The 19,213-nt window shown below is 70.9% G+C and carries 21 protein-coding genes and 1 pseudogene; 17 read left to right on the top strand and 5 right to left on the bottom strand.

Annotated features, from left to right (window positions below; translation table 11 throughout):
• Positions 1 to 13: 13 nt before the first annotated feature.
• From ACFYRX_RS08005 to ACFYRX_RS07955, 11 genes are read left to right on the top strand one after another with little or no spacing between them, the layout of a single operon-like run.
• The gene (locus ACFYRX_RS08005) at positions 14 to 1,399 is read left to right on the top strand and encodes an ABC transporter substrate-binding protein (protein WP_389097462.1); all 1,386 of its coding nucleotides are present in this window, start codon (positions 14 to 16) and stop codon (positions 1,397 to 1,399) included.
• Positions 1,400 to 3,502, top strand: a complete 2,103-nt coding sequence (locus ACFYRX_RS08000; RefSeq protein WP_389097461.1) for an ABC transporter permease — start codon at positions 1,400 to 1,402, stop codon at positions 3,500 to 3,502.
• Positions 3,483 to 4,193: an ABC transporter ATP-binding protein gene (locus ACFYRX_RS07995; RefSeq protein WP_389097460.1), complete on the top strand. Its 711-nt coding sequence runs from the start codon at positions 3,483 to 3,485 to the stop codon at positions 4,191 to 4,193. The genes ACFYRX_RS08000 and ACFYRX_RS07995 overlap by 20 nt, the downstream gene beginning before the upstream one ends.
• Positions 4,190 to 4,897 (top strand): ABC transporter ATP-binding protein, encoded by a 708-nt coding sequence (locus tag ACFYRX_RS07990; RefSeq protein ID WP_389097459.1) that lies wholly within the window; start codon positions 4,190 to 4,192, stop codon positions 4,895 to 4,897. Before ACFYRX_RS07995 ends, ACFYRX_RS07990 begins: the two co-directional genes overlap by 4 nt.
• On the top strand, positions 4,894 to 5,298 hold the full coding sequence (locus ACFYRX_RS07985; protein ID WP_389097458.1) for a hypothetical protein: 405 nt from the start codon (positions 4,894 to 4,896) through the stop codon (positions 5,296 to 5,298). The genes ACFYRX_RS07990 and ACFYRX_RS07985 overlap by 4 nt, the downstream gene beginning before the upstream one ends.
• Positions 5,264 to 5,581 (top strand): hypothetical protein, encoded by a 318-nt coding sequence (locus ACFYRX_RS07980; protein WP_389097457.1) that lies wholly within the window; start codon positions 5,264 to 5,266, stop codon positions 5,579 to 5,581. Before ACFYRX_RS07985 ends, ACFYRX_RS07980 begins: the two co-directional genes overlap by 35 nt.
• Before the next feature lie 15 nt (positions 5,582 to 5,596).
• Entirely contained in the window at positions 5,597 to 6,331 is a 735-nt protein-coding gene (locus tag ACFYRX_RS07975) for an SDR family NAD(P)-dependent oxidoreductase (RefSeq protein WP_389097456.1), read from the top strand.
• The gene (locus ACFYRX_RS07970; RefSeq protein WP_389097455.1) at positions 6,331 to 7,491 is read left to right on the top strand and encodes a CaiB/BaiF CoA transferase family protein; all 1,161 of its coding nucleotides are present in this window, start codon (positions 6,331 to 6,333) and stop codon (positions 7,489 to 7,491) included. The genes ACFYRX_RS07975 and ACFYRX_RS07970 overlap by 1 nt, the downstream gene beginning before the upstream one ends.
• Positions 7,488 to 8,297: an enoyl-CoA hydratase/isomerase family protein gene (locus ACFYRX_RS07965; protein ID WP_389097454.1), complete on the top strand. Its 810-nt coding sequence runs from the start codon at positions 7,488 to 7,490 to the stop codon at positions 8,295 to 8,297. The genes ACFYRX_RS07970 and ACFYRX_RS07965 overlap by 4 nt, the downstream gene beginning before the upstream one ends.
• Positions 8,282 to 9,415, top strand: coding sequence for a thiolase family protein (locus tag ACFYRX_RS07960; protein ID WP_389097453.1), 1,134 nt, complete (start codon positions 8,282 to 8,284; stop codon positions 9,413 to 9,415). Before ACFYRX_RS07965 ends, ACFYRX_RS07960 begins: the two co-directional genes overlap by 16 nt.
• A gap of 12 nt (positions 9,416 to 9,427) precedes the next feature.
• The gene (locus ACFYRX_RS07955) at positions 9,428 to 10,576 is read left to right on the top strand and encodes an acyl-CoA dehydrogenase family protein (protein WP_389097452.1); all 1,149 of its coding nucleotides are present in this window, start codon (positions 9,428 to 9,430) and stop codon (positions 10,574 to 10,576) included.
• A gap of 3 nt (positions 10,577 to 10,579) precedes the next feature.
• Here ACFYRX_RS07955 and ACFYRX_RS07950 read toward each other — a convergent pair whose 3' ends face one another.
• Entirely contained in the window at positions 10,580 to 11,599 is a 1,020-nt protein-coding gene (locus tag ACFYRX_RS07950) for a phosphotransferase family protein (protein ID WP_389097451.1), read from the bottom strand.
• A complete protein-coding gene (locus tag ACFYRX_RS07945; protein WP_389097450.1) occupies positions 11,596 to 12,897 on the bottom strand; it encodes an acyl-CoA dehydrogenase family protein in 1,302 nt (433 codons plus the stop codon). Before ACFYRX_RS07945 ends, ACFYRX_RS07950 begins: the two co-directional genes overlap by 4 nt.
• A 37-nt stretch (positions 12,898 to 12,934) precedes the next feature.
• On the opposite strand from ACFYRX_RS07945, the gene ACFYRX_RS07940 reads away from it, so the two are divergent.
• Genes ACFYRX_RS07940 through ACFYRX_RS07930 form a run of 3 tightly spaced genes read left to right on the top strand, consistent with a single transcriptional unit; the run spans position 12,935 to position 14,867 of the window.
• The gene (locus ACFYRX_RS07940) at positions 12,935 to 13,585 is read left to right on the top strand and encodes a TetR/AcrR family transcriptional regulator (protein ID WP_389097449.1); all 651 of its coding nucleotides are present in this window, start codon (positions 12,935 to 12,937) and stop codon (positions 13,583 to 13,585) included.
• 2 nt (positions 13,586 to 13,587) lie between these two features.
• On the top strand, positions 13,588 to 14,043 hold the full coding sequence (locus ACFYRX_RS07935; RefSeq protein ID WP_389097448.1) for a VOC family protein: 456 nt from the start codon (positions 13,588 to 13,590) through the stop codon (positions 14,041 to 14,043).
• The gene (locus ACFYRX_RS07930) at positions 14,040 to 14,867 is read left to right on the top strand and encodes an SDR family oxidoreductase (protein ID WP_389097447.1); all 828 of its coding nucleotides are present in this window, start codon (positions 14,040 to 14,042) and stop codon (positions 14,865 to 14,867) included. The genes ACFYRX_RS07935 and ACFYRX_RS07930 overlap by 4 nt, the downstream gene beginning before the upstream one ends.
• A 195-nt stretch (positions 14,868 to 15,062) precedes the next feature.
• Here the strand turns inward: ACFYRX_RS07930 and ACFYRX_RS07925 are convergent, their stop codons facing one another.
• From ACFYRX_RS07925 to ACFYRX_RS07915, 3 genes are read right to left on the bottom strand one after another with little or no spacing between them, the layout of a single operon-like run.
• Entirely contained in the window at positions 15,063 to 15,371 is a 309-nt protein-coding gene (locus ACFYRX_RS07925) for a DUF1330 domain-containing protein (protein ID WP_389097446.1), read from the bottom strand.
• 11 nt (positions 15,372 to 15,382) lie between these two features.
• On the bottom strand, positions 15,383 to 15,571 hold the full coding sequence (locus ACFYRX_RS07920; protein ID WP_389097445.1) for a ferredoxin: 189 nt from the start codon (positions 15,569 to 15,571) through the stop codon (positions 15,383 to 15,385).
• Positions 15,568 to 16,848 (bottom strand): cytochrome P450, encoded by a 1,281-nt coding sequence (locus tag ACFYRX_RS07915; protein WP_389097444.1) that lies wholly within the window; start codon positions 16,846 to 16,848, stop codon positions 15,568 to 15,570. The genes ACFYRX_RS07920 and ACFYRX_RS07915 overlap by 4 nt, the downstream gene beginning before the upstream one ends.
• Before the next feature lie 129 nt (positions 16,849 to 16,977).
• Between ACFYRX_RS07915 and ACFYRX_RS07910 the strand changes: the two are divergent.
• The 3 genes and pseudogenes from ACFYRX_RS07910 to ACFYRX_RS07900 all read left to right on the top strand — a co-directional run.
• A pseudogene (locus ACFYRX_RS07910) lies at positions 16,978 to 17,384 on the top strand (NAD(P)-binding domain-containing protein); the annotation flags it as partial.
• On the top strand, positions 17,382 to 17,846 hold the full coding sequence (locus tag ACFYRX_RS07905) for an NAD-binding protein (RefSeq protein WP_389097586.1): 465 nt from the start codon (positions 17,382 to 17,384) through the stop codon (positions 17,844 to 17,846). The pseudogene ACFYRX_RS07910 and the gene ACFYRX_RS07905, both read left to right, overlap by 3 nt.
• 88 nt (positions 17,847 to 17,934) lie before the next feature.
• Entirely contained in the window at positions 17,935 to 19,203 is a 1,269-nt protein-coding gene (locus ACFYRX_RS07900; RefSeq protein WP_389097443.1) for an aromatic ring-hydroxylating dioxygenase subunit alpha, read from the top strand.
• Positions 19,204 to 19,213 lie beyond the last annotated feature (10 nt).

Below are 19,213 nucleotides of genomic sequence, written 5' to 3'. Positions count from 1 at the left end.
GAAGGGAACTCTCTTGAGAGTCCAGGCAATTCCCGCCGCCCTCGCGGCGGCCGCGCTGTTCGCCGTCGCCGGATGCGGCGGCCATGACGACACCGGCTCGGCCTCCGACGACGGGCAGGCCACCAAGGCCGCCCAACAGGCCACCGCGGTCGACTTCGGCGATCTGAAGAAGATCTGCGGCCCCGGCACTGCCAGAACCGCGTCCGCCCAGGGCGTCACCGCCGACTCCGTCGACGTCGGGGTCTTCTCCGACGTCGGCTTCACCAAGAAGTCCGAATTCGTCGACACCGCCAAGGTGTTCACCTCCTGGTGCAACGCCGCCGGTGGCATCAACGGCCGCAAGCTCACCGCCACCACCCGCGACTCCAAGCTGATGGAGGTCCGCCAGCGGATGCTGGAGGCCTGTAAGGAGGACTTCGCCCTCGTCGGCGGCGGCGCCGCACTCGACGCCCTCGGCGTCAAGGACCGACTGGACTGTCTGCTGCCCGACTTCCCGGCGCAGGTCAGCCAGATCCAGAACAACGGCTCGGACCTCCAGCTCAACGCCACGGGCGGCGCGTCCTACAACCGCTACGCCGGCTACTACGACTGGCTGCTCAAGCAGGCCTACCCGGACTCGGCGGGCGCCGTCGGCACCATCGGCGGCGACGTCCCGGTCACCAAGGTCATCAACGCCGAGTCACAGGAGGGGCTGAAGGCCGCCGGCGCCACCATCGTCTACAAGGACCTGTACCCGGCCCAGGGCGTCTCCGACTGGACACCGTATGCCCAGTCCATCAAGAGCAAGGGCGTCAAGGGCCTCATCTTCAACGGCGACTTCGTCCAGCTGTCCAAGCTGGAACAGGTATTGACCGGCATCGGTTACAAGCTTGACTGGATCGACGCGAACAACAACGCCTACGGCCCTGCCTTCCTCCAACTCGCGGGCAAGTCCGCCGACTTCCAGAACAACCTCGCCGACCTCAGCGGGGTGTACCCGCTGGAGAAGTCCGCCGACAACCCGGCGACCCAGCAACTCGTCGACCTGTTCAAGAAATACGCCCCCAAGGCCCAGGTCACCCTCCCCGCGGTACGCGGCTTCGCCGCCTGGCTGCTCTTCGCCAAGGCGGCCACCGCCTGCGGCGACGACCTCACCCGCAGGTGCGTCTACGACACCGCCCGCAAGGAGACCGCGTGGACCGGCGGCGGTCTGCTCGCCCCGGTCGACCTCGCCAAGACGGACGCCCCGCTGAGCTGCTTCAACATCGAGAAGGCCACCTCAAAGGGATGGGAGCCGGCCGACTTCGCACCCAACGACGGCGCCTACCGCTGCGACGCGCCCACCTACAAGTTCAAGGGGAACTACGGCAAGCCGCTCACCCTCGCCGACGTGGGCAAATCCCTGAGCGACGTGAAATAGATGGAGCAGTTCCTCACCTTCGGGATCGTCGGCCTGAGCACCGCCGCCATCTACGCGGTGATCGGCAGCGGCCTGGTGCTCACCTACGTCACCACCGGCGTGTTCAACTTCGCGCACGGGGCGGCCGGCATGCTGGCGGCTTTCTGCTACTGGCAGTTCACCGTCGGCTGGGGCTGGCCCGTCCCGGTGGCCCTGGCGTTGGTGTTGCTGGTGCTCGCCCCGGGCTTCGGCCTCGCCGTCGAGCGGGTCCTCATGCGGCCCGTGCAGCACCTCGGCGAGGCCGAACGGCTGGTGATGACGGTGGCGCTGCTCAGCGGCGCCATCGCCGCCGCCCGCTGGATCTGGGACCCCAACGTCCCCCGCCCCCTGGACACCTTCTTCGCCGACCGGAAGCCCTTCCACCTGGGACCGGCCACCGTCACCTGGCATCAGGCCCTCACCATGACCGTGGCTCTCGCCGTCGCCGCAGGCCTGTGGTTCCTGCTGAACCACACCCGCACCGGTACGGAGATGCGGGCCACCGTCGACGACCCCGCCCTCGCCCGGCTGACCGGCGCGGACCCCACCCGGGCCGGCCGCACCGCCTGGATCCTCGGCACCCAACTCGCCGCGATCGGCGGCATCCTGATCGCCCCGACCGTCGCGCTGGACGCCTCCCAGCTCTCCCTGCTGATCGTCAGCGCCTACACCGCGGCCGTCTTCGGACGGCTGCGAAGCCTGCCGCTCACCTTCCTGGGCGCGGTCGTCGTCGGCAGCGTGGAGAGCTACCTCACCGGCTACCTCCCGCAGAACGACTACCTCCCCGGCCTGCGCCTGGCCGCCCCCGCGCTGCTGCTCTTCCTGACCCTGCTGGTCTTCCGCCACCCCCGACTGCGGGGCCGGGAAAGGCGGTTGACCGCCGTACCGGCACCCTCCCTCAGGGGGACGGCCGTCTTCGCCGCCTGCACCGTCGTCCTCGCACTCGTCCTGGCCACCGTCCTCGGCGAAGCCGACCTCGTCACCTACGGCCCGATCTTCTCCCTCGGGATCGTCGCCCTGTCGTACGTCCCGCTCGCCGGGTACGCCGGACAGATCTCCCTGTGCCAGCTCAGCCTGGCGGGCATCGGCGCGGTCGTGTGGGGTCACCTCGGCGCTCACGGCCAACTCTGGGCGCTGCCCGCCGCGATCGCCGTGTCGGCCGCCGTCGGTGCCCTCATCGCCGTACCCGCGCTGCGCTTCTCGGGCGTCTATCTCGCCCTCGGCACAGCCGCCGTCGCGGTCGTCCTGGACCGGTGGATCTTCACCCTGCCCTCGTTCGAGGTCCTCGGCGTGCGGATCGCGCTGTTCGACCAGGGCTCGGTGGACACCGCCGGCCCCGACGTGTTCGGGCTACGGCTGGACTCCGCGGCGGAGTTGACCGTCCTGGCCGCGATCGTCCTCGGCCTCGCCTCCCTCGCCGTCGCGTGGCTGCGGCGCAGTGGCTTCGGGCGGCGGCTGATCGCGCTCCGGGACAGCGAGGCGGCGTACGCCACGCTAGGCGGGAACCTCCTGGTGGCCAAGGTGCTCGTGTTCGCGCTCTCCGCCGGGATCGCGGGGCTCGGCGGCGCGCTGTACGGGATGCAGCAACAGGCCGTCACCGCCGATCAGTTCAACCTCGTCGCCGGACTGCCGATCTTCCTGGTCGCGGTGATCGGAGGACTCGGGGCGGTGGGCAACGGACTGTTCGCCGGCACCGCCTTCGTCGGCCCCAACCTCCTCATCGGGCTCGCCTCCTGGACCCAGAACATCGTCAGCGCACTCCCGGCGCTGGCCGGGATGGGCCTGGGCCACAGCCCGCAGGGCCTCACCTCCCGCTTCCGCGACCAGTGGGAGATCCTCGGCCGCGACCGGATCGCCCTGCCCGCCCTGCTGGGCACCCTCGCCCTGGGCTGGGTCCTGCGGCTGACCCACGTGATCAACGGCTGGACGCTGCTGCTCGGTTCCCTGGCAGTGGCGTACGCCCTGCGCGCCTACGCGTCCCGCCCCCGCGGCGAGCCGGACGTACCGGTGGAGTGGTGGGGCATCCGGCGTCCCTGGCGCCCGCAGGACGGGGAGGTGCTCGCCCGTGGCACTGCTGGAAGTTAGCGCGGTCACCGTCGCCTTCGGCGGCAACCGCGCCCTCGACGGGGTCGCACTGAGCGCCGAGCGCGGCCGGGTCACCGGCCTCATCGGACCCAACGGGGCAGGAAAATCAACCCTGTTCGATGTCGTGTCCGGGCTGCGCAGGCCCTCGGCCGGCCGGGTCGTCCTGGACGGACGGGACGTCACCCGGTTCGGCCCGGCACGCCGGTCCCGGCACGGCCTCGCCCGGACCTTCCAACGCCTGGAACTCTTCGGCCGGTTGAGCGTCCGCGACAACCTCCTGGTCGCCGCCGAACTCGGCCCGGAGCGGCGGCGGGCCCCGCAGGTCACCGACGAACTGCTCGAAAGACTCGGGCTGACCGGCATCGCCGACTCGAGCGCCGACACCCTGCCCACCGGAGTGGCCCGGCTCGTCGAGGTCGGCCGCGCCCTCGCCGTACGCCCCGGGCTGCTGCTCCTCGACGAACCCGCGGCCGGACAGGACGGCGAGGAGACCGAGCGGTTCGCGGCCCTGCTGCGGTCCCTCGCCGACGACGGAACAGCCGTCGTCCTCGTCGAACACGACATGGGCCTGGTGATGAGCGTGTGCGACGAGGTGTACGTCCTCGACCTCGGCAAGGTCATCGCCGTCGGCCCGCCCGCGCTGATCCGCGCCGACGAGACGGTCCTCGCCGCCTACCTGGGGGACGCGTGAAGGCAACTCTCGCACTGCGCGACATCCGGGCCGCCCACGACGGCATCACCGTCCTGCACGGCATCGACCTCGACGTCCGCGCCGGCCAGGTCGTCGCGCTGCTCGGCCCGAACGGAGCGGGAAAGACCACCGCGTTGAGAGTCGCTGCCGGACTCCACCCCGCACAGTCGGGACGGCTGCTGCTCGGCGGCCGGGACGTGACCGGCGCCGACCCGCGCGACCTCGCCCGCGCCGGAGTGTGCCTGATCCCCGAGGGACGCGGGGTGTTCCCCAACCTGTCGGTCCGGGACAACCTCCTGATGATGACCTTCACGGGCCGCAGCCGCGCGGAGATCGAGGAGATCGCCTACGCCCGCTTCCCCGTCCTGGCCCAGCGGTCCTCACAGGCGGCCGGCACCCTCTCCGGCGGCGAACAGCAGATGCTCGCCCTGGCCCGCGGACTGGCCACCGACCCCGCCGTACTGCTCCTGGACGAACTGTCCATGGGACTGGCCCCGTTGGTCGTAGCCAAGCTGTACGAGCAGGTCGCCGAGATCGCCCGGCAGGGCGTGGCGGTCCTGGTCGTCGAACAGTTCGCGGCCGCCGTCCTGGGCATCGCCGATCACGCGGCCGTCGTCGTCCGCGGTCGCGTCGAACGGCAGGGCCACCCCGACGGCGGCCTGCGCGACGAACTGTCCGCCCTCTATCTGGGGAGTTCCGCATGACCACCACCGAACCGCTCAACCGGCCGGGCGAGTCACGGGCCGACCGCTTCATCGAGGAAGTGGCCGAACTGAAGATCCCCGACCCGGCCGCCGCCCGCGCGACCCTCTGGCTGCGCCTCGGCGTCGGCCTCATGGTCCTCGGCCTGGCCCTCGCCGCCTCGGCCTACCTCGTCACCCACTCCACCCAGAACCCCCTCGACCAGCGTGACGGACTCGCCCTCGGCCTCGGCGGGATCGCCGCGACCGTCGTCGGCGCGGCGCTCTTCCTGCGCTACTCGCTCACCGGCTTCCTGCGGTTCTGGATGGCCCGCCAGTCCTACGACCTCGCCGTGCTCGCCGACCGCCTGAGTGAAGGGGCCGCCCGCCATGACCTCACCAGTACCGACCCCACGCCCAGGTGACCAGTTCGCCAGCACCGTCTGCACCACCCGCGTGGTCGTCGTCCGGGCCCCCGCCGACCGGCGGCCCGACCTCACCTGCGGCGGCGAACCGATGATCCCCGCGGCCGGTGCGCCGGCCGCGCCCGCCACGGACACCGGGCCGGTCACGCTCCTCGGCAAGCGGTACATCGACGCCGACGACACCCTCGAAGTGCTGTGTACCAGCGCCGGGACGGGCCGACTCGCCTGCGACGGCGCTCCGATGACGCTCAAGGCGGCCAAGCCGCTGCCGGCCTCCGACTGAACGACTGTGAAAACTGTGAAGGACGACATGATCAACGGGTTGTTCGACCTGACCGGACGCTCCGCGCTGGTCACCGGAGCCGCGGGCGGCATAGGCGCCGCCGTCGCCCACGCACCGGCCGGCTCCGGAGCGGCGGCCGGCGGTACGGCGGACAGCGCACCGCTGGACGTACGGGATCGGTCGGCCGCGGACGCCGCCGTGGCCAAGGCGGCCGCCCTCACCGACGGCGCCCCGCACATCCTGGTGAACAACGCCGGAGTGACCGCACCGGCCATGTTCCCCGACCTCGACGAGGACTCCTTCCGGGGACTGCTCGACATCCACGTCCTGGGCGCCTTCTCCTGCTCCCGGGCCGCCTTGCGCCTCCTGCCCACCGACGGCACGGGACGCATCATCGACGTCACCTCCGCAGCAGGCCTCACCGGCACCCTCGACGGGGAGCACGACCCCCACGCCGGCCAGCCGGACTCCCCAGGGGCGCGGGGAACTGCGCGACCAGCCCCCACGCAGCCGCAGAAGGCCGACGACCCCGAGGCCGATGACGGCAAGCCGCCCGTCGATCAGCCCACCGCCCGCTCCAAGGCCCCTCGGCCCCCCGTGGACCAGCCCGCCACCATGCTCGCCCGCATCCCCCTCGGCCGCTGGGCCGAGCCCGAGGAGGTCGCCGGCGCCTTCGTGTTCCTCGCCTCGGACGCGGCCTCCTTCGTCACCGGCCAGGTGCTGCCGGTCGACGGCGGCCTGGTGATCTGATGGGCCCGCTGGACGGCGTCACCGTCGTCGCCCTCGAACAGGCCGTCTCCGCCCCCCTGTGCACTCGGGCCCTGTCCGACCTCGGCGCCAGGGTCATCAAGGTGGAGAACCCGGCAGGCGGCGACTCGGCCCGGTACATCGACGACGTGGTCGGCGGGATGTCCGCCCACTTCGTGTGGGTGAACCGCGGCAAGGAGTCGGTCACCCTCGACCTCAAGACCGCACCCGGACTCCGCACCCTGCACCGCCTCCTGGACCGTGCCGACGTCCTCGTCTCCAACCTCACCCCGGGCACCACCGCCAAGCTCGGCATCGCCCCCGACGACCTGGCCACCACTCACCCGAACCTGATCGCCGTCGAGATCGACGGCTACGGACAGGGCGGCCCGCTCTCCCACAAGCGGGCCTACGACCTTCTCGTCCAGGCCGAGTCCGGCGCCTGCGCCATCACCGGAACACCGGGCGCGCCCGCCAAGCCGGGGCCGCCGATGGCCGACGCGAGCACCGGCCTGTACGCGGCGCTGTCGATCGTGGCCCTGCTGTACTCGGGGGAACGGCGGGCGATCACGGTCAGCCTCTTCGACACGATGACCGAGCTGATGGGCTACGCCCTCAACTTCACGCGGCACACCGGAGTCGACCAACAGCCGCACGGCATGGGCTCCCCGGCCGTGTCCCCGTACGGCGCCTACCGCACCGCCGACGACCGGACCGTCGTCCTCGGCACCACCAACGACCGCGAATGGCAGCGCCTGGCACGGGAGTTGCTGGAGCGGCCGGACCTCGCGGACGACGACCGGCTGCGCACCAACCCCGGCCGGGTCGCACACCGCGACCTGCTGGACACGGAGCTCGCCGCCTGGTGCGCACGGCACGACCTGTCGTACATCCAGCAGCGCGCCGACGAGGCGGGCATCGGCAACGCCCGCTACAACACCCCCAGCGACGTCCTCGTCCACCCGCACCTCGCGGCCCGCGACCGCTGGCGCGACATCGACACCCCCGCAGGGCCGGTACCGGCGCTGCTGCCGCCTCCGGTCATCTCCGGGTACGACCCGCCCATGGGCGCGGTCCCCGCGCTCGGTGCGCACACCGACCGGGTGCTGGCGGAACTGGGCCTGTCCGACGTGGAGTTGCGCGAGCTGCGGAGGGACGCGTGAGCGTCCTGCTGTCGAGCGACACCGGTGGCGTACGGACCCTGACGCTGAACCGCCCGCACCGCAAGAACGCGGTCGACGCCGAACTGTGGGCGGCCCTGCGGGAATCGCTCATCTCGGCGGCCCGCGACCGTGGCGTACGGGCGCTCGTCCTCACCGGTGCGGGCGGGGCTTTTTGTTCCGGTGCCGACCTCACGGCGGGGGCCGCCGATGCACGCCATCCTCTGGACAAGGTGCGTGACCTGAACGAGGTGGCCGTCCTGCTGCACGAACTCCCGGTCCCCACCGTCGCGAAGGTCACCGGGGTGGCCGTCGGCGCGGGCTGGAACCTGGCACTCGGCTGCGACCTCGTCGTGGCCACGCCCGAAGCCCGCTTCTCGCAGATCTTCACCCGCCGCGGGCTCTCCCCGGACTGCGCCGGCACCTGGCTGCTGCCGAGGCTCGCCGGGCTCCAGCAGGCCAAACGGCTCGCCCTGCTGGCCGAGACGATCGACGCCGAGGAGGCGCGAGCCCTGAACCTCGTCACCTGGGTGGTGCCCGCCGAGCGGATCGACGCCTTCGTCGATGACCTGGGGGAGCGCCTCGCGGGCGGGCCGCCCGTCGCCCTCGCCCAGACCAAGGCGCTCCTCAACGAGGCCACCCACAGCACCCTGCACGAGGCCCTCGCCTCGGAAGCCCGCGCCCAGGCGGTGAACTTCGCCACCACCGACGCCCAGGAGGCCTACGCGGCCTTCGCCGAGAAACGCGAACCCCGCTTCACCGGCCGCTGGTACCGATCCCCGGAGGGCCCCGCATGCGCGAAGCCGTGATCGTCGAAGCCGTCCGCACCCCCGTCGGCAGACGCGCCGGAGGCCTGGCCGAGACGCACGCCGCCGACCTGTCGGCCCTGGTCCTCGGGGAGCTGGCCCGGCGCACGGGCATCGATCCTGCGGTCGTCGACGATGTCGTCTGGGGCTGTGTCTCCCAGGTCGGCGACCAGTCGAGCAACATCGGCCGGTACGCCGTCCTCGCCGCCGGCTGGCCCGACACAATCCCCGGCACGACGGTCAACCGGGCCTGCGGGTCGAGCCAGCAGGCCCTCGACTTCGCCGCGCAGGCCGTCATGTCCGGCCAGCAGGACGTCGTCGTGGCGGGCGGGGTGGAGGTGATGAGCCGGGTGCCGCTCGGCTCGGCACGGGCCACCGGGATGCCGTACGGCCCCCAAGTCCTCGCCCGCTACCAGGGGTTCGACTTCAACCAGGGTGTCTCCGCCGAGAAGATCGCGCAGAAGTGGGGCCTCACCCGCGCCCGGCTGGACGCGTACGCCACGCTCACCCACGAGCGCGCCGCCGCCGCGCAGGACGACGGGGCCTTCGACGCGCAGATCGTGCCGGTGGGCGCGGTGACGGCCGACGAGGGTATACGGCGGGGCACCACCGTCGAGAAGCTGTCCGCCTTGAAGCCCGCCTTCCTCGACGACGGGGTGATCCACGCGGGCAACGCCTCCCAGATCTCCGACGGCGCGGCCGCCCTGCTGGTGACAACCCCGGAGCGAGCGAGGGAGTTGGGGCTGACACCGATCGTCCGCTACCGCGCGGGCACGGTCACCGGATCCGACCCGGTCCTGATGCTCACCGGTCCGATCCCGGCGACCGGGAAGGTGCTGCGAAAGGCCGGAGTGGGCCTGGCCGAGATCGGGTTGTTCGAGGTGAACGAGGCGTTCGCGTCCGTGCCGCTCGCCTGGCTCGCCGAGACCGGAGCGGCCCCGGATCTGCTCAACCCCCTGGGCGGAGCCATCGCGTTGGGCCATCCACTCGGGGCCTCGGGCGCGGTCCTGATGACCCGCATGATCCACCACATGCGGGACCACGGCATCCGCTACGGACTCCAGACCATGTGCGAAGGCGGCGGCACCGCCAACGCCACGCTCGTCGAACTCGCCGACTGAAGGGGGCCTACCGTGCGACGAGACGTCTTCGACGCCGACCATGAGGAATTCCGCAAGCTGGTCCGGGAGTTCGTGGCCAAGGAGGTCGTCCCGCACTACGCCGACTGGGAGAAGGCGGGTCGGCTGCCCCGCTCGCTCTTCGAACAGCTCGGCGCGCTGGGGGTGTTGGGAATGTCGATCCCCGAGGAGTACGGCGGCACAGGCCTCGACGACTACCGCTACAACATGGTCCTCCAGGAGGAGTCCGCCCGGGCCCTGGTCACCCTCGGTACCGTCCGCACCCAACTCGATGTCGTCCTGCCGTACTTCCTCGCCTACGCCGACGAGGCCCAGCGCCGACGCTGGTTCGCGGGGCTCGCTGCCGGGCGGCTCCTGACCGCGATCGCCATGACGGAGCCCGGCACCGGCTCCGACCTGGCCGGTATCCGCACCACCGCCGTCCGCGACGGGGACACCTACGTCCTGAACGGAGCCAAGACCTTCATCACCGGTGGACTCCTCGCCGACCTGGTGATCGTCGTCGCCCGCACCTCCACCGACCCCGACGACCGGCGTGCGGGCCTGACCCTGCTGGTCGTGGAGGACGGCATGCCCGGATTCACCCGCGGACGCGTCCTCGACAAGATGGGCATCAAGGTCCAGGACACGGTCGAGCTGGCCTTCGACGACGTACGGGTGCCGGTGGCCAACCGGCTGGGGGAGGAGGGCGCCGCCTTCGGTTACCTCGGCCACAACCTTCCGCAGGAACGGATGACGGTCGCCGTCGGCTCGGTGGCCCAGGCGCGGGCCGCACTCGACACCACCGTCGCCTATGTGAAGGAGCGCCAGGTCTTCGGCAGGACGGTCTCCTCCTTCCAGAACACCAAGTTCGAACTCGCCGCGGTCGCCGCCGAGATCGAGGCCGGGCAGGCGATGCTCGACCGTGCCGTGCTGTCCCTGGTCGAAGGCGACCTGTCCGGTGCGGACGCGGCCAGGGTGAAACTGTTCTGCACGGAGATGCAGGCCCGTGCCGTCGACCGGTGCCTGCAACTCTTCGGTGGCTACGGCTATATGACGGAGTATCCGATAGCCCGGCTGTACACCGACGCCCGCATCACGCGCATCTACGCGGGCACCAGCGAGGTCATGAAGGTCATCATCGCGAAGTCCCTGGGGCTGTGAGTCCTACGCCCCGTACGGTGTCGTCTCCGCCAGGTCGGCCGCGTTCTTCATGAGGTCGAGCACCATCGGGCCGAAGGCCAGCAACTTCTCGTTGTCGCCCGCCCGTTGGAAGCCCTGCTCCAGGACGATGGCAAGCTTCCACTGGGCGAGGACGTCGTAGTAGTCCATGTCGTCGACCTGGCGGCCGGACACCGACGCGTAGTGCCGGATCAGTTCGGATCGTGAGGGCATGCCGGTCAGGTCGACGTACAGGGCGGTGGCCGCCTCGGGACCGCCGGTGTCCTCGGGCCAGCCGCGGAGCATCCAGGCGAGGTCGAGCTTGGGGTCGCCGACCGTGCCCATCTCCCAGTCGACGATCGCGGCGAGCCGGGCCGGTGCCCCGTTCCTGAACATGACGTTGGCGAACTGGTAGTCGCCGTGCATCAGCCCGGGCACGTAGTCGAGCGGCTTGTGGGTGCGCAGCCATGCGCAGGCCTCGTCGAAGCCGGGCAGTTCCCGCCCCTTCACCCGGTCCAGGTAACGGGTCCAGCGGTCCACCTGGCGTTCGTGGAAGCCGTCGGGCCGGCCCAGGTCGTCGAGGCCTCTCGCCCGCCAGTCCACCTTGGACAGCAGCGCGATGCCCTCCGCGAGCCGGTACCCGAGCCCCGCCCGCGCCGCCAGGTCGGTGTCGAAGGGGGCGGCCCAGCCCCGTACGCCCATCGGCGACCAGCCGTCGACGAACTCCATGAGGTAGAAGGTGCGGCCCAGGACCGCGGGGTCCGTGCAGACGGCGACGGCCTCGGTGTGCGGGACGTCCGTGCCGTTCAGGGCCTCGATGATCCGCCACTCCCGCAGGATCCCCTCGTCCCGGGCGGCCGGAGCGGCGGCCGGCGGGATGCGCAGGGCGCAGTGGAGGTCGCCGCGGCGGATCTCGTAGATCTCGTTCTGGGCGCCGCCGGAGACGTACCGGTGCTCGATCGGCTCGCCCTTGCCTGGCAGTCCGGACCGGTCCAGCCACTCGGCCAGTCGCTCGATGTCGATCATCGGGCCTCCACCCCGGGCTCCAGGAACCCGGCGTACTTGGCGCGTGCCGCCGCGACCCGTTTCGGGAGGTAGGCGCTGGGCCACAGGTCCTCGCTCGGCTCGTGGTCGCGCAGCACCTGGCGGGCGACCGTCACCTTGTGGACCTCGGTGGGGCCGTCGGCTATCCCCAGGACGCTCGCGCCGAGCAGCATCCGGAACAGCGGCATGTCACCGCTCACACCGAGCGCCCCGTGGACCTGGATGGCCCGGTGGGCGATGTCGTGCAGCACCGTGGGCAGCTGGGTCTTGATCATCGCGATGTCCTTGCGGACCTTGCGGTAGTCGTTGTACTTGTCGATCTTCCACGCGGTGTGCAGCACGGCCAGCCGGAACTGCGTGAGCTGGGCGTACGAGTCCGCTATGTGACCCTGCACGAACTGCTTGTCGGCGAGGCGCTCGCCCTGTGTCCGCCGGCTCAGCGCCCGCTCGCACATCATGTCGAAGGCCTTGCCCGCAAGCCCGATCGTCCGCATGGCGTGATGGATCCGGCCGCCGCCGAGCCGCGTCTGGGCGATCACGAAGGCCTGGCCCGCGCCGCCGAGCAGCGCGTCCGCCGGCACCCGTACACCGTCGTACCGGACGAGCGCGTGCGAGCCCCGCTCCTCGGGCTCACCGGCCAGGGCCACGTTGCGTTCGATGACGATGCCGGGTGTGTCGGCGGGCACCAGGAACATCGACATGCTCTTGTACGGGTCACCCTCCGGGTCGGTCACCGCCATCACGATGAAGAAGGCGGCGGTCTTCGCGTTGGAGGAGAAGTACTTCCAGCCGCTGATCACCCAGTCCCCGCCCTCCCGCACGGCCCGGGTCGTGAACTCCTTGGGGTCGGCGCCGGCCTGGGGCTCGGTCATCGAGTAGCAGGAGAAGATCTCACCGTCGAGCAGCGGACGCAGATAGCGGTCCTTCTGCCCCGGGGTGCCGTAGTGGGCGAGGATCTCGGCGTTGCCCGTGTCCGGGGCCTGGCAGCCGAACACGATCGGGGCCCACGAGGAGCGGCCCAGGATCTCGTTGAGCAGGCAGAGCTTGACCTGCCCGTGACCCTCGCCGCCCAGTTCGGAGCCGAGGTGCGTGGCCCACAGCCCGCGGGAGCGCACCTCCTTCTTCAGAGGGTCCAGGACACGGCGGAGGTTGTCGTCGGGCGGGGTGAACTGCAGCCCGTCCCACAGGAGATCGAGAGGCTCGACCTCCTCGCGTACGAACTGGGCGGCCCAGTCCAGCTGTGCCTGGTAGTCCGGGTCCGTTTCGAAGTCCCACGGCATTGTGTCTCCTTCCGGCGGCTGTCAGAATAGCGTTCTCATGAATGAGAACACAATTCCCACGTCGCGGAGTGTCGTTGCCGACCGGATCGCGCACCGTGCTCTGGCGGGCCGCGAAACCCGGTACACGACCGAGGTGCGGGCACTTCTCGACGCCGCACGCCAGGTGATGCGGCGCTGTGGCACCACGTCACGGCCACGCGTCGCCGACATCGTGGCGGCGGCCGGACTGTCCAACGAGGCGTTCTACCGGCACTTCAGGTCCAAGGACGCCCTGGTCGTCGCGATCCTGGAGGACGGCGCCGAGCAGTTGTGCGGCTACATCACCCACCAGATGGCCAAGGAGACCGCACCGGAGGAGAAAGTGCGCCGCTGGGTCGGGGGCGTGCTCTCCCAGGCCATGGACGAGGAGACGGCGGCGACCACGCTCGCGGTGATGTGGAACGCCGGCGGCATCACCGAGGGCTTCCTCGCGGGGCCCCCGTCGGCCGCGGGCCTGCTGGCGCGGCTGCTGCACGGGCCGTACACCGAACTCGGCAGCGCAAACGCGGAGTTGGACGCGTCCCTGGCCGCCCACGCCACCGTGGGCCGGCTCGCGGACCATCTGTGGCGTCGGGAGCGGCCCACGGCGGCCGACGTCGACCGCATCACCCGTTTCTGTCTGCGCACGGTCCTGCCCGAAGGAGCGTAGGAGTGAAGCCAAGTGATCAGTTCCATGTGGGGTTCGTCGTCGACGACCTCGCGACGGCCGCCGCCGAGCTGACGGAGCTCTTCGGCTACCAGTGGTGCGAGGAGATCGGCGCACCGGCCCAGGTGCTGCTGCCCGAGGGCGAGGCCGTTCTCGACCTCCTGTCGGTGTACTCGATGTCCACCCCTCGCGTGGAACTCGTCCGGAGCGTCCCGGGCACCCTCTGGCAGCCCGCCGACTCCGGCGTCCACCACCTCGGCTACTGGTCGGACGACGTGGCCGCCGACTCCGCCCGACTCGTCCGCCACGGCCACCCGTTGGAGGCCCAGGGCAGACGCCCCGACGGCACTCCCTACTGGGCGTTCCACCACTCCGTCGGCGGTCCGCGCATCGAGCTCGTGACCCGTGGTCTCCAGCCGCTGCTGGAGCCCTACTGGACGACCGGCAGGAGGAACGGATGAGCACCGTGGGGATCGTCACCGGGGCGGGCCGGGGGATGGGACTGGAGTGCGCGCGGCGTCTGGCCGACGACGTGGACCGGCTGCTGCTGGTCGACCTCGACGAGGCGACGGTGCTCGCGGCGGCGGCCGAACTGTCCGGCGCCGGACACCGGGCCATCGTGGAGCCGTTCGCCCTCGACGTCACCGACCCCGGCGCACTGGCCCGACTCGCCGCCCGCGCCGGGGAGTCGGGCTCGCTGCGAGCGGTCGCCCACGCGGCCGGGATCTCGCCGACCATGGCCGACTGGCGGCGCATCCTCCATGTCGACCTCGTGGGAACGGCGTTGCTGGCCGAGGCGCTGCGACCGCTGGCCGCCGACGGCACGGCGATGGTGTGCTTCGCCTCGATGGCGGCCCTGCTGGGAGCCGGCGAGCCGAACGCGGCCGCCGACGAGGCCCTCGACGACCCGCTCGACGCCGGGTTCCCCGACCGGCTGAGGGACGCGCTCGGCCCCGCCGTGGAGGAACCCGGCGTCGCCTACAGCTGGGCCAAACGCGGAGTCCAGCGGTTCGTGCGGCGGGAGGCGATGCGGCTCGGTCCGCTCGGGGCCCGGGTGTGCTCGGTGTCGCCGGGCATCGTGGCCACCCCGCAGGGGCTCCAGGAGGCGGCGAACCATCCGTCGATGAAGGCGCTCGTGGACGGGTCGGCGCTGGGGCGCGAGGGGCGCCCCGAGGAACTCGCGGCCGTCGTCGCCTTCCTGCTGTCCGACGGGGCGTCGTTCCTCACCGGAGTCGACGTCCTCGTCGACGGGGGAGTGCTCGCCGCGCTCGCGGGACGGTCATGAACGATGCCGGCGGATCGTGCCCGGGCGCGCGGCCCGTCCGGCACGGTCTGCCGGCACCGAGGGGCGTGCGGGAGGCCCCTGAATCCCTGCTCGGTGAGGGCGAGCGAGGCGGCCGCCGATGCGTTCCGTGCCGCTCACCCGACGGGCCCGCCTCTTTCAGGGCGTCACGCCGACCGGCGGCACCCCGACTTCGCGTCAGCCCGCGGACGGCATCTCGAAGCCGGACACGATCACGCCGTTCGACTCGGCCGCCGCATGCCGCAACGGCTTCGCCTTCTGGTACGACTCCGACTCGTACCAGGCCTTCGCCGCCGCCACGGACTCGAACTCCAGGACCACGGTCTGGGTCCCGTGCCACTCGCCCTCCAGCACCTCGGGCCCGGGGTCGACGACGAGGACCTTCGCGCCGCTCTCGGCCAACGAAGCCGTGGCGGCCTTCGCGTAGGCCGCCATGCCGGCGGCGTCCTTGATGGTCTCGGTGATGATGATGTAGCCCTTGGGCATGGCTCTCCCGGTCAGCTGACGGTGATGGCCCGTTCGGGGCACATCGTGGCGGCGGTGCGTACCGCGTTCTCGTGCTCGGATGGTACGTCGGAGGAGTCGACCACGGCGTAGCCGTCGTCGCTCAGCTCGAAGACCTCCGGGCAGTAGGTGCAGCACACTCCGTGGCCCCGGCAGCGGTCGTCGTCCACGGCGACCTTCACCGCGCCTCGCTCCACTCCAGCTGGAGATGGGTCAGCCCGCGCAGGATGAACGTCGGCACGTACGGGAAGCGGCGGGCGTCCGCGGGCCCGTGCTCGGACTCGGCGATCCGGATGTCCGTCGTACGGTCCAGGAGCCGCTCGACGGCCACCCGGGCCTCGGCGCGGGCCAGCGGTGCCCCCGGGCAGGTGTGCGCCCCGCGGCCGAAGGCGAGGTGGCGGCGGACGTTCGCCCGGCCCACGTCGAACGTGCCCGGATCCTCGAACTGCTGCGGATCGCGGTTGGCGGCGCCGTTGAGCACCATCAGCGTGGTGCCTGCGGGGATGTCCACCCCACCCACCGTGGTCGCCACCCTGGACAGCCGGAAGTCGCCCTTGACCGGGCTCTCCGCGCGCAGCGCCTCCTCGACGAAGTTCGGGATGCGGTCGCGCTCGGCACGCAACAGCCGCTGCACGTCCGGCTGTTCGGCGATGATCCGCAACGCTGTGCTCAGCAGTCGGACCGTGGTCTCCTGGCCGGCCGCGAAGAGGTTGGCGGCGACCCGTACGACGTCGGCGACCTCCGGCGTCGAACCGTCCGGGAAGGTCGCGGTCGCGAGGCCTGTCAGGACATCGCCGCGCGGCTCCCGGCGGCGCTCCTCGACGTACTCGGCGAAACGGCCGTAGAGGAACTCCAGCGGCGAGTGGTGCATGCTGTCGTCACCGGTGCTGCCCACCCCGGCCTCCGTGCGCGGCCGGTTCTGGAGCCGGTCCGTGAACTCCTCGCGGTCCTCCTCGGGCACGCCCAGCAGGTCGGCGATGACGAGCAGGGTGAAGGGGCCCGCGAACCCGCCGATGAACTCCCCCTCGCCGGACGGGAGATACCTGTCCAGGAGGCCGTCGGCGAGATGCCACATCGAGGCCTCGTTCTCCTTGAGGCGCTTCGGCGTGATCAGCCGCATCAGCAGGGCGCGGTGATCCGTGTGCTTCGGCGGGTCGAAGGTGGGGAGCTGGTCGCTCATCGGGAGCGCGTCGCGGTGCTCCTCGATGAGCGCGCTCACGTCGTCGCCCTCGAGCGGTACAGGGAAGCCGGGGAAGGGGCCGCTGACCGACAGGCAGGACGAGAAGGTGTCGGCGTCGTTGTAGACCTGCACGGCCTCGTCGTACCCGGTCACCATCATCACGTCGTGGTGGTTCTCCCGGCGCACGGGGCACTGCCCGCGGAGGGCGTCGAAGTACGGATACGGGTCCGCGACGAGGCGTTCGTCCCGGAAGAAGTCGATGTTCTCGAAGTCGTCCACAGTCTGCCGGTCTCCCTCGGGTCAGCGCCCTGACGGGGTGGGACGGTAGCACAATTCTCCCTTTCGTGGAATCTTGGATGTGCATTTGAGAGAGCGCCATTCTCAACACTCGTCCCCACCGGGAGACCCATGAAAGAGACAGGACGGGAAGTGATCGGCTTCGTCGGGCTGGGCAGCATGGGTGCCGTCCTGGCCGCGAACCTCGTGGACGCGGGCCACCCCGTGGTGGCCCACGACGCGGTCGGCCCGGCGCGGTCCCCCGTGGGGGCGGTGTACGCCGACGACGTGGCCGAAGTCGCCCGCCGTACCGAGGTGATGGTGCTCAGCCTGCCTGACGGCATGGCTTGCGAGCAGGTCGCCCGCGAGATCCTCGCCGCCGAGGGTCGCAGGGTCGGCTGTGTCGTCGACACCTCGACGATCGGGGTGTCGACGGCGGGAGCGATCACCGAACTGCTGGCGAAGGGCGGGATCGGCCATGTCGACGCCCCGTCTCCGGCGGCGTCGCCGGAGCCCGTGCCCGCACCCTCACCGTGATGTACGCGGGCGCCGACGACGCCTGCGCCCGCGCCGGGGACGTACTGGCCGGGTTGAGCGACCGCCGCCACCGGGTGGGCGACCGCCCCGGCATGGCCCAGGCCCTCAAGCTCGCCAACAACTTCCTGTCCGCCACCACGCTCGCCGCCACCAGTGAGGCCGTCGCCTTCGGCCTCGCCGCGGGTCTCGACCTGGCCACCATGCTCGACGTCCTGAACGCCTCCAGCGGCCGCAGCGCCGCCACCGAGGACAAGTTCCCGCGCCATGTCGTCACCGGCCGCTACGCCGCCGGCTTCACCAACTCCCTGATGGCGAAAGACGTCCGGCTCTATCTGGGCGAGGTGGAGGAGCGGGGAGGACCCGCGGTCGTGGGCCGTTCGGCGGCGGCCGTCTGGGAGGCCTTCGCGACGGCCGAACCCGGAGTGGACTTCACCCGGATCTTCCCCTTCACGGAGGGTTCTTGACGGCCGATCGCGAGCGAGAATAGCATTCTCGTACGGAGAGACTGAGATTATCGCATCCTCCGTACAGCCGACTGGAGGACCAGATCCCATGGCGCACTTCAAGAAGCCCGACGAAGGCAGCTGGACCGAACACCTCAAGATCGGCACCGAGCCGGTCTCCTACGAGGACTCCATCTCGCCCGAGCACTACGAGCTGGAGCGGGACGCCATCTTCCGGCGGACCTGGCTGAACGTCGGCCGCGTCGAGCAACTCCCCAAGCGGGGAAGCTTCTTCACGAAGGAACTGGACGCGGCGGGCACCTCGGTGATCGTGGCCCGGGGCACGGACGACGAGGTGCGGGCCTTCCACAACGTGTGCCGGCACCGCGGCAACAAACTCGTCTGGAACGACTTCCCGCGCGAGGAGACCAGCGGGGTCTGCCGCCAGTTCACCTGCAAGTACCACGCCTGGCGCTACGACCTGGAGGGCAAGCTCACCTTCGTCCAGCAGGAGCAGGAGTTCTTCGACCTCGACAAGTCGAAGTACGGCCTCAGCCAGGTCCAGACCGAGGTCTGGGAGGGGTTCGTCTTCGTGAACCTCGACCCCGACAACACCACTGAGCTCAGGGAGTTCCTCGGCGAGTTCGCGAAGGGCATCGAGGGCTACCCGTTCCACAGGATGACCCAGGCCCACAAGTACCGGGCCGAGATCGGCGCCAACTGGAAGCTGTTCATCGACGCGTTCGCCGAGTTCTACCACGCACCGATCCTGCACGCCGGCCAGTACATGGCCGACGAGGCCCGCAAGATCCAGAAGTACGGCTACGAGGCCCTGCACTACGACATCGACGGCCCGCACAGCATGGTGTCCTCCTGGGGCGGCATCGCCCCGCCGCACGACCGCGCGATGGTCAAACCCATCGAAGGCGCCCTGCGCAGCGGCCTGTTCGGCCCATGGGAGTTCCCCGACATCGGCCTGGCCACCGACGACCTGCCCCCGGCCGTCAACCCGACCCGCGACCCGCGCTGGGGCATGGACTCGTTCGTCTTCTTCCCCAACTTCATGCTGCTGATCTGGCGGCCCAACTGGGTGCTGACCTACCACTACTGGCCGACCGCCCACAACACCCACATCTTCGAGGCGACCTGCTACTTCGTCCCCCCGGAGAACGCCTTCCAGCGCCTGCAGCAGGAACTCGCCGTCGTCTCCTTCAAGGAGTACGGCCTCCAGGACGGCAACACCCTGGAGGCGACCCAGTCGATGCTCGAGTCCCGCGCGGTCACGGAGTTCCCGCTGAACGACCAGGAAGTGCTCCTACGGCATCTGCACAGCACCGCCCGCCAGTACGTCAGCGACCACGCGCAGCGCACCCCCTGATCCGAGGAGG

It is taken from the genome of Streptomyces sp. NPDC005374, from assembly GCF_042872225.1.
In the GTDB taxonomy this organism is placed as follows: Bacteria; Actinomycetota; Actinomycetes; order Streptomycetales; family Streptomycetaceae; genus Streptomyces.
This window is presented reverse-complemented; position numbering and strand designations above follow the sequence as displayed.

Coding starts and splice junctions, on each gene's coding strand:
- ACFYRX_RS08000 (WP_389097461.1), top strand. CDS start 1,400: ATGGAGCAGTTCCTCACCTTCGGGATCGTCGGCCTGAGCACCGCCGCC.
- ACFYRX_RS07985 (WP_389097458.1), top strand. CDS start 4,894: ATGACCACCACCGAACCGCTCAACCGGCCGGGCGAGTCACGGGCCGAC.
- ACFYRX_RS07980 (WP_389097457.1), top strand. CDS start 5,264: ATGACCTCACCAGTACCGACCCCACGCCCAGGTGACCAGTTCGCCAGC.
- ACFYRX_RS07970 (WP_389097455.1), top strand. CDS start 6,331: ATGGGCCCGCTGGACGGCGTCACCGTCGTCGCCCTCGAACAGGCCGTC.
- ACFYRX_RS07960 (WP_389097453.1), top strand. CDS start 8,282: ATGCGCGAAGCCGTGATCGTCGAAGCCGTCCGCACCCCCGTCGGCAGA.
- ACFYRX_RS07950 (WP_389097451.1), bottom strand. CDS start 11,599: ATGATCGACATCGAGCGACTGGCCGAGTGGCTGGACCGGTCCGGACTG.
- ACFYRX_RS07945 (WP_389097450.1), bottom strand. CDS start 12,897: ATGCCGTGGGACTTCGAAACGGACCCGGACTACCAGGCACAGCTGGAC.
- ACFYRX_RS07940 (WP_389097449.1), top strand. CDS start 12,935: ATGAATGAGAACACAATTCCCACGTCGCGGAGTGTCGTTGCCGACCGG.
- ACFYRX_RS07930 (WP_389097447.1), top strand. CDS start 14,040: ATGAGCACCGTGGGGATCGTCACCGGGGCGGGCCGGGGGATGGGACTG.
- ACFYRX_RS07925 (WP_389097446.1), bottom strand. CDS start 15,371: ATGCCCAAGGGCTACATCATCATCACCGAGACCATCAAGGACGCCGCC.
- ACFYRX_RS07905 (WP_389097586.1), top strand. CDS start 17,382: ATGTACGCGGGCGCCGACGACGCCTGCGCCCGCGCCGGGGACGTACTG.
- ACFYRX_RS07900 (WP_389097443.1), top strand. CDS start 17,935: ATGGCGCACTTCAAGAAGCCCGACGAAGGCAGCTGGACCGAACACCTC.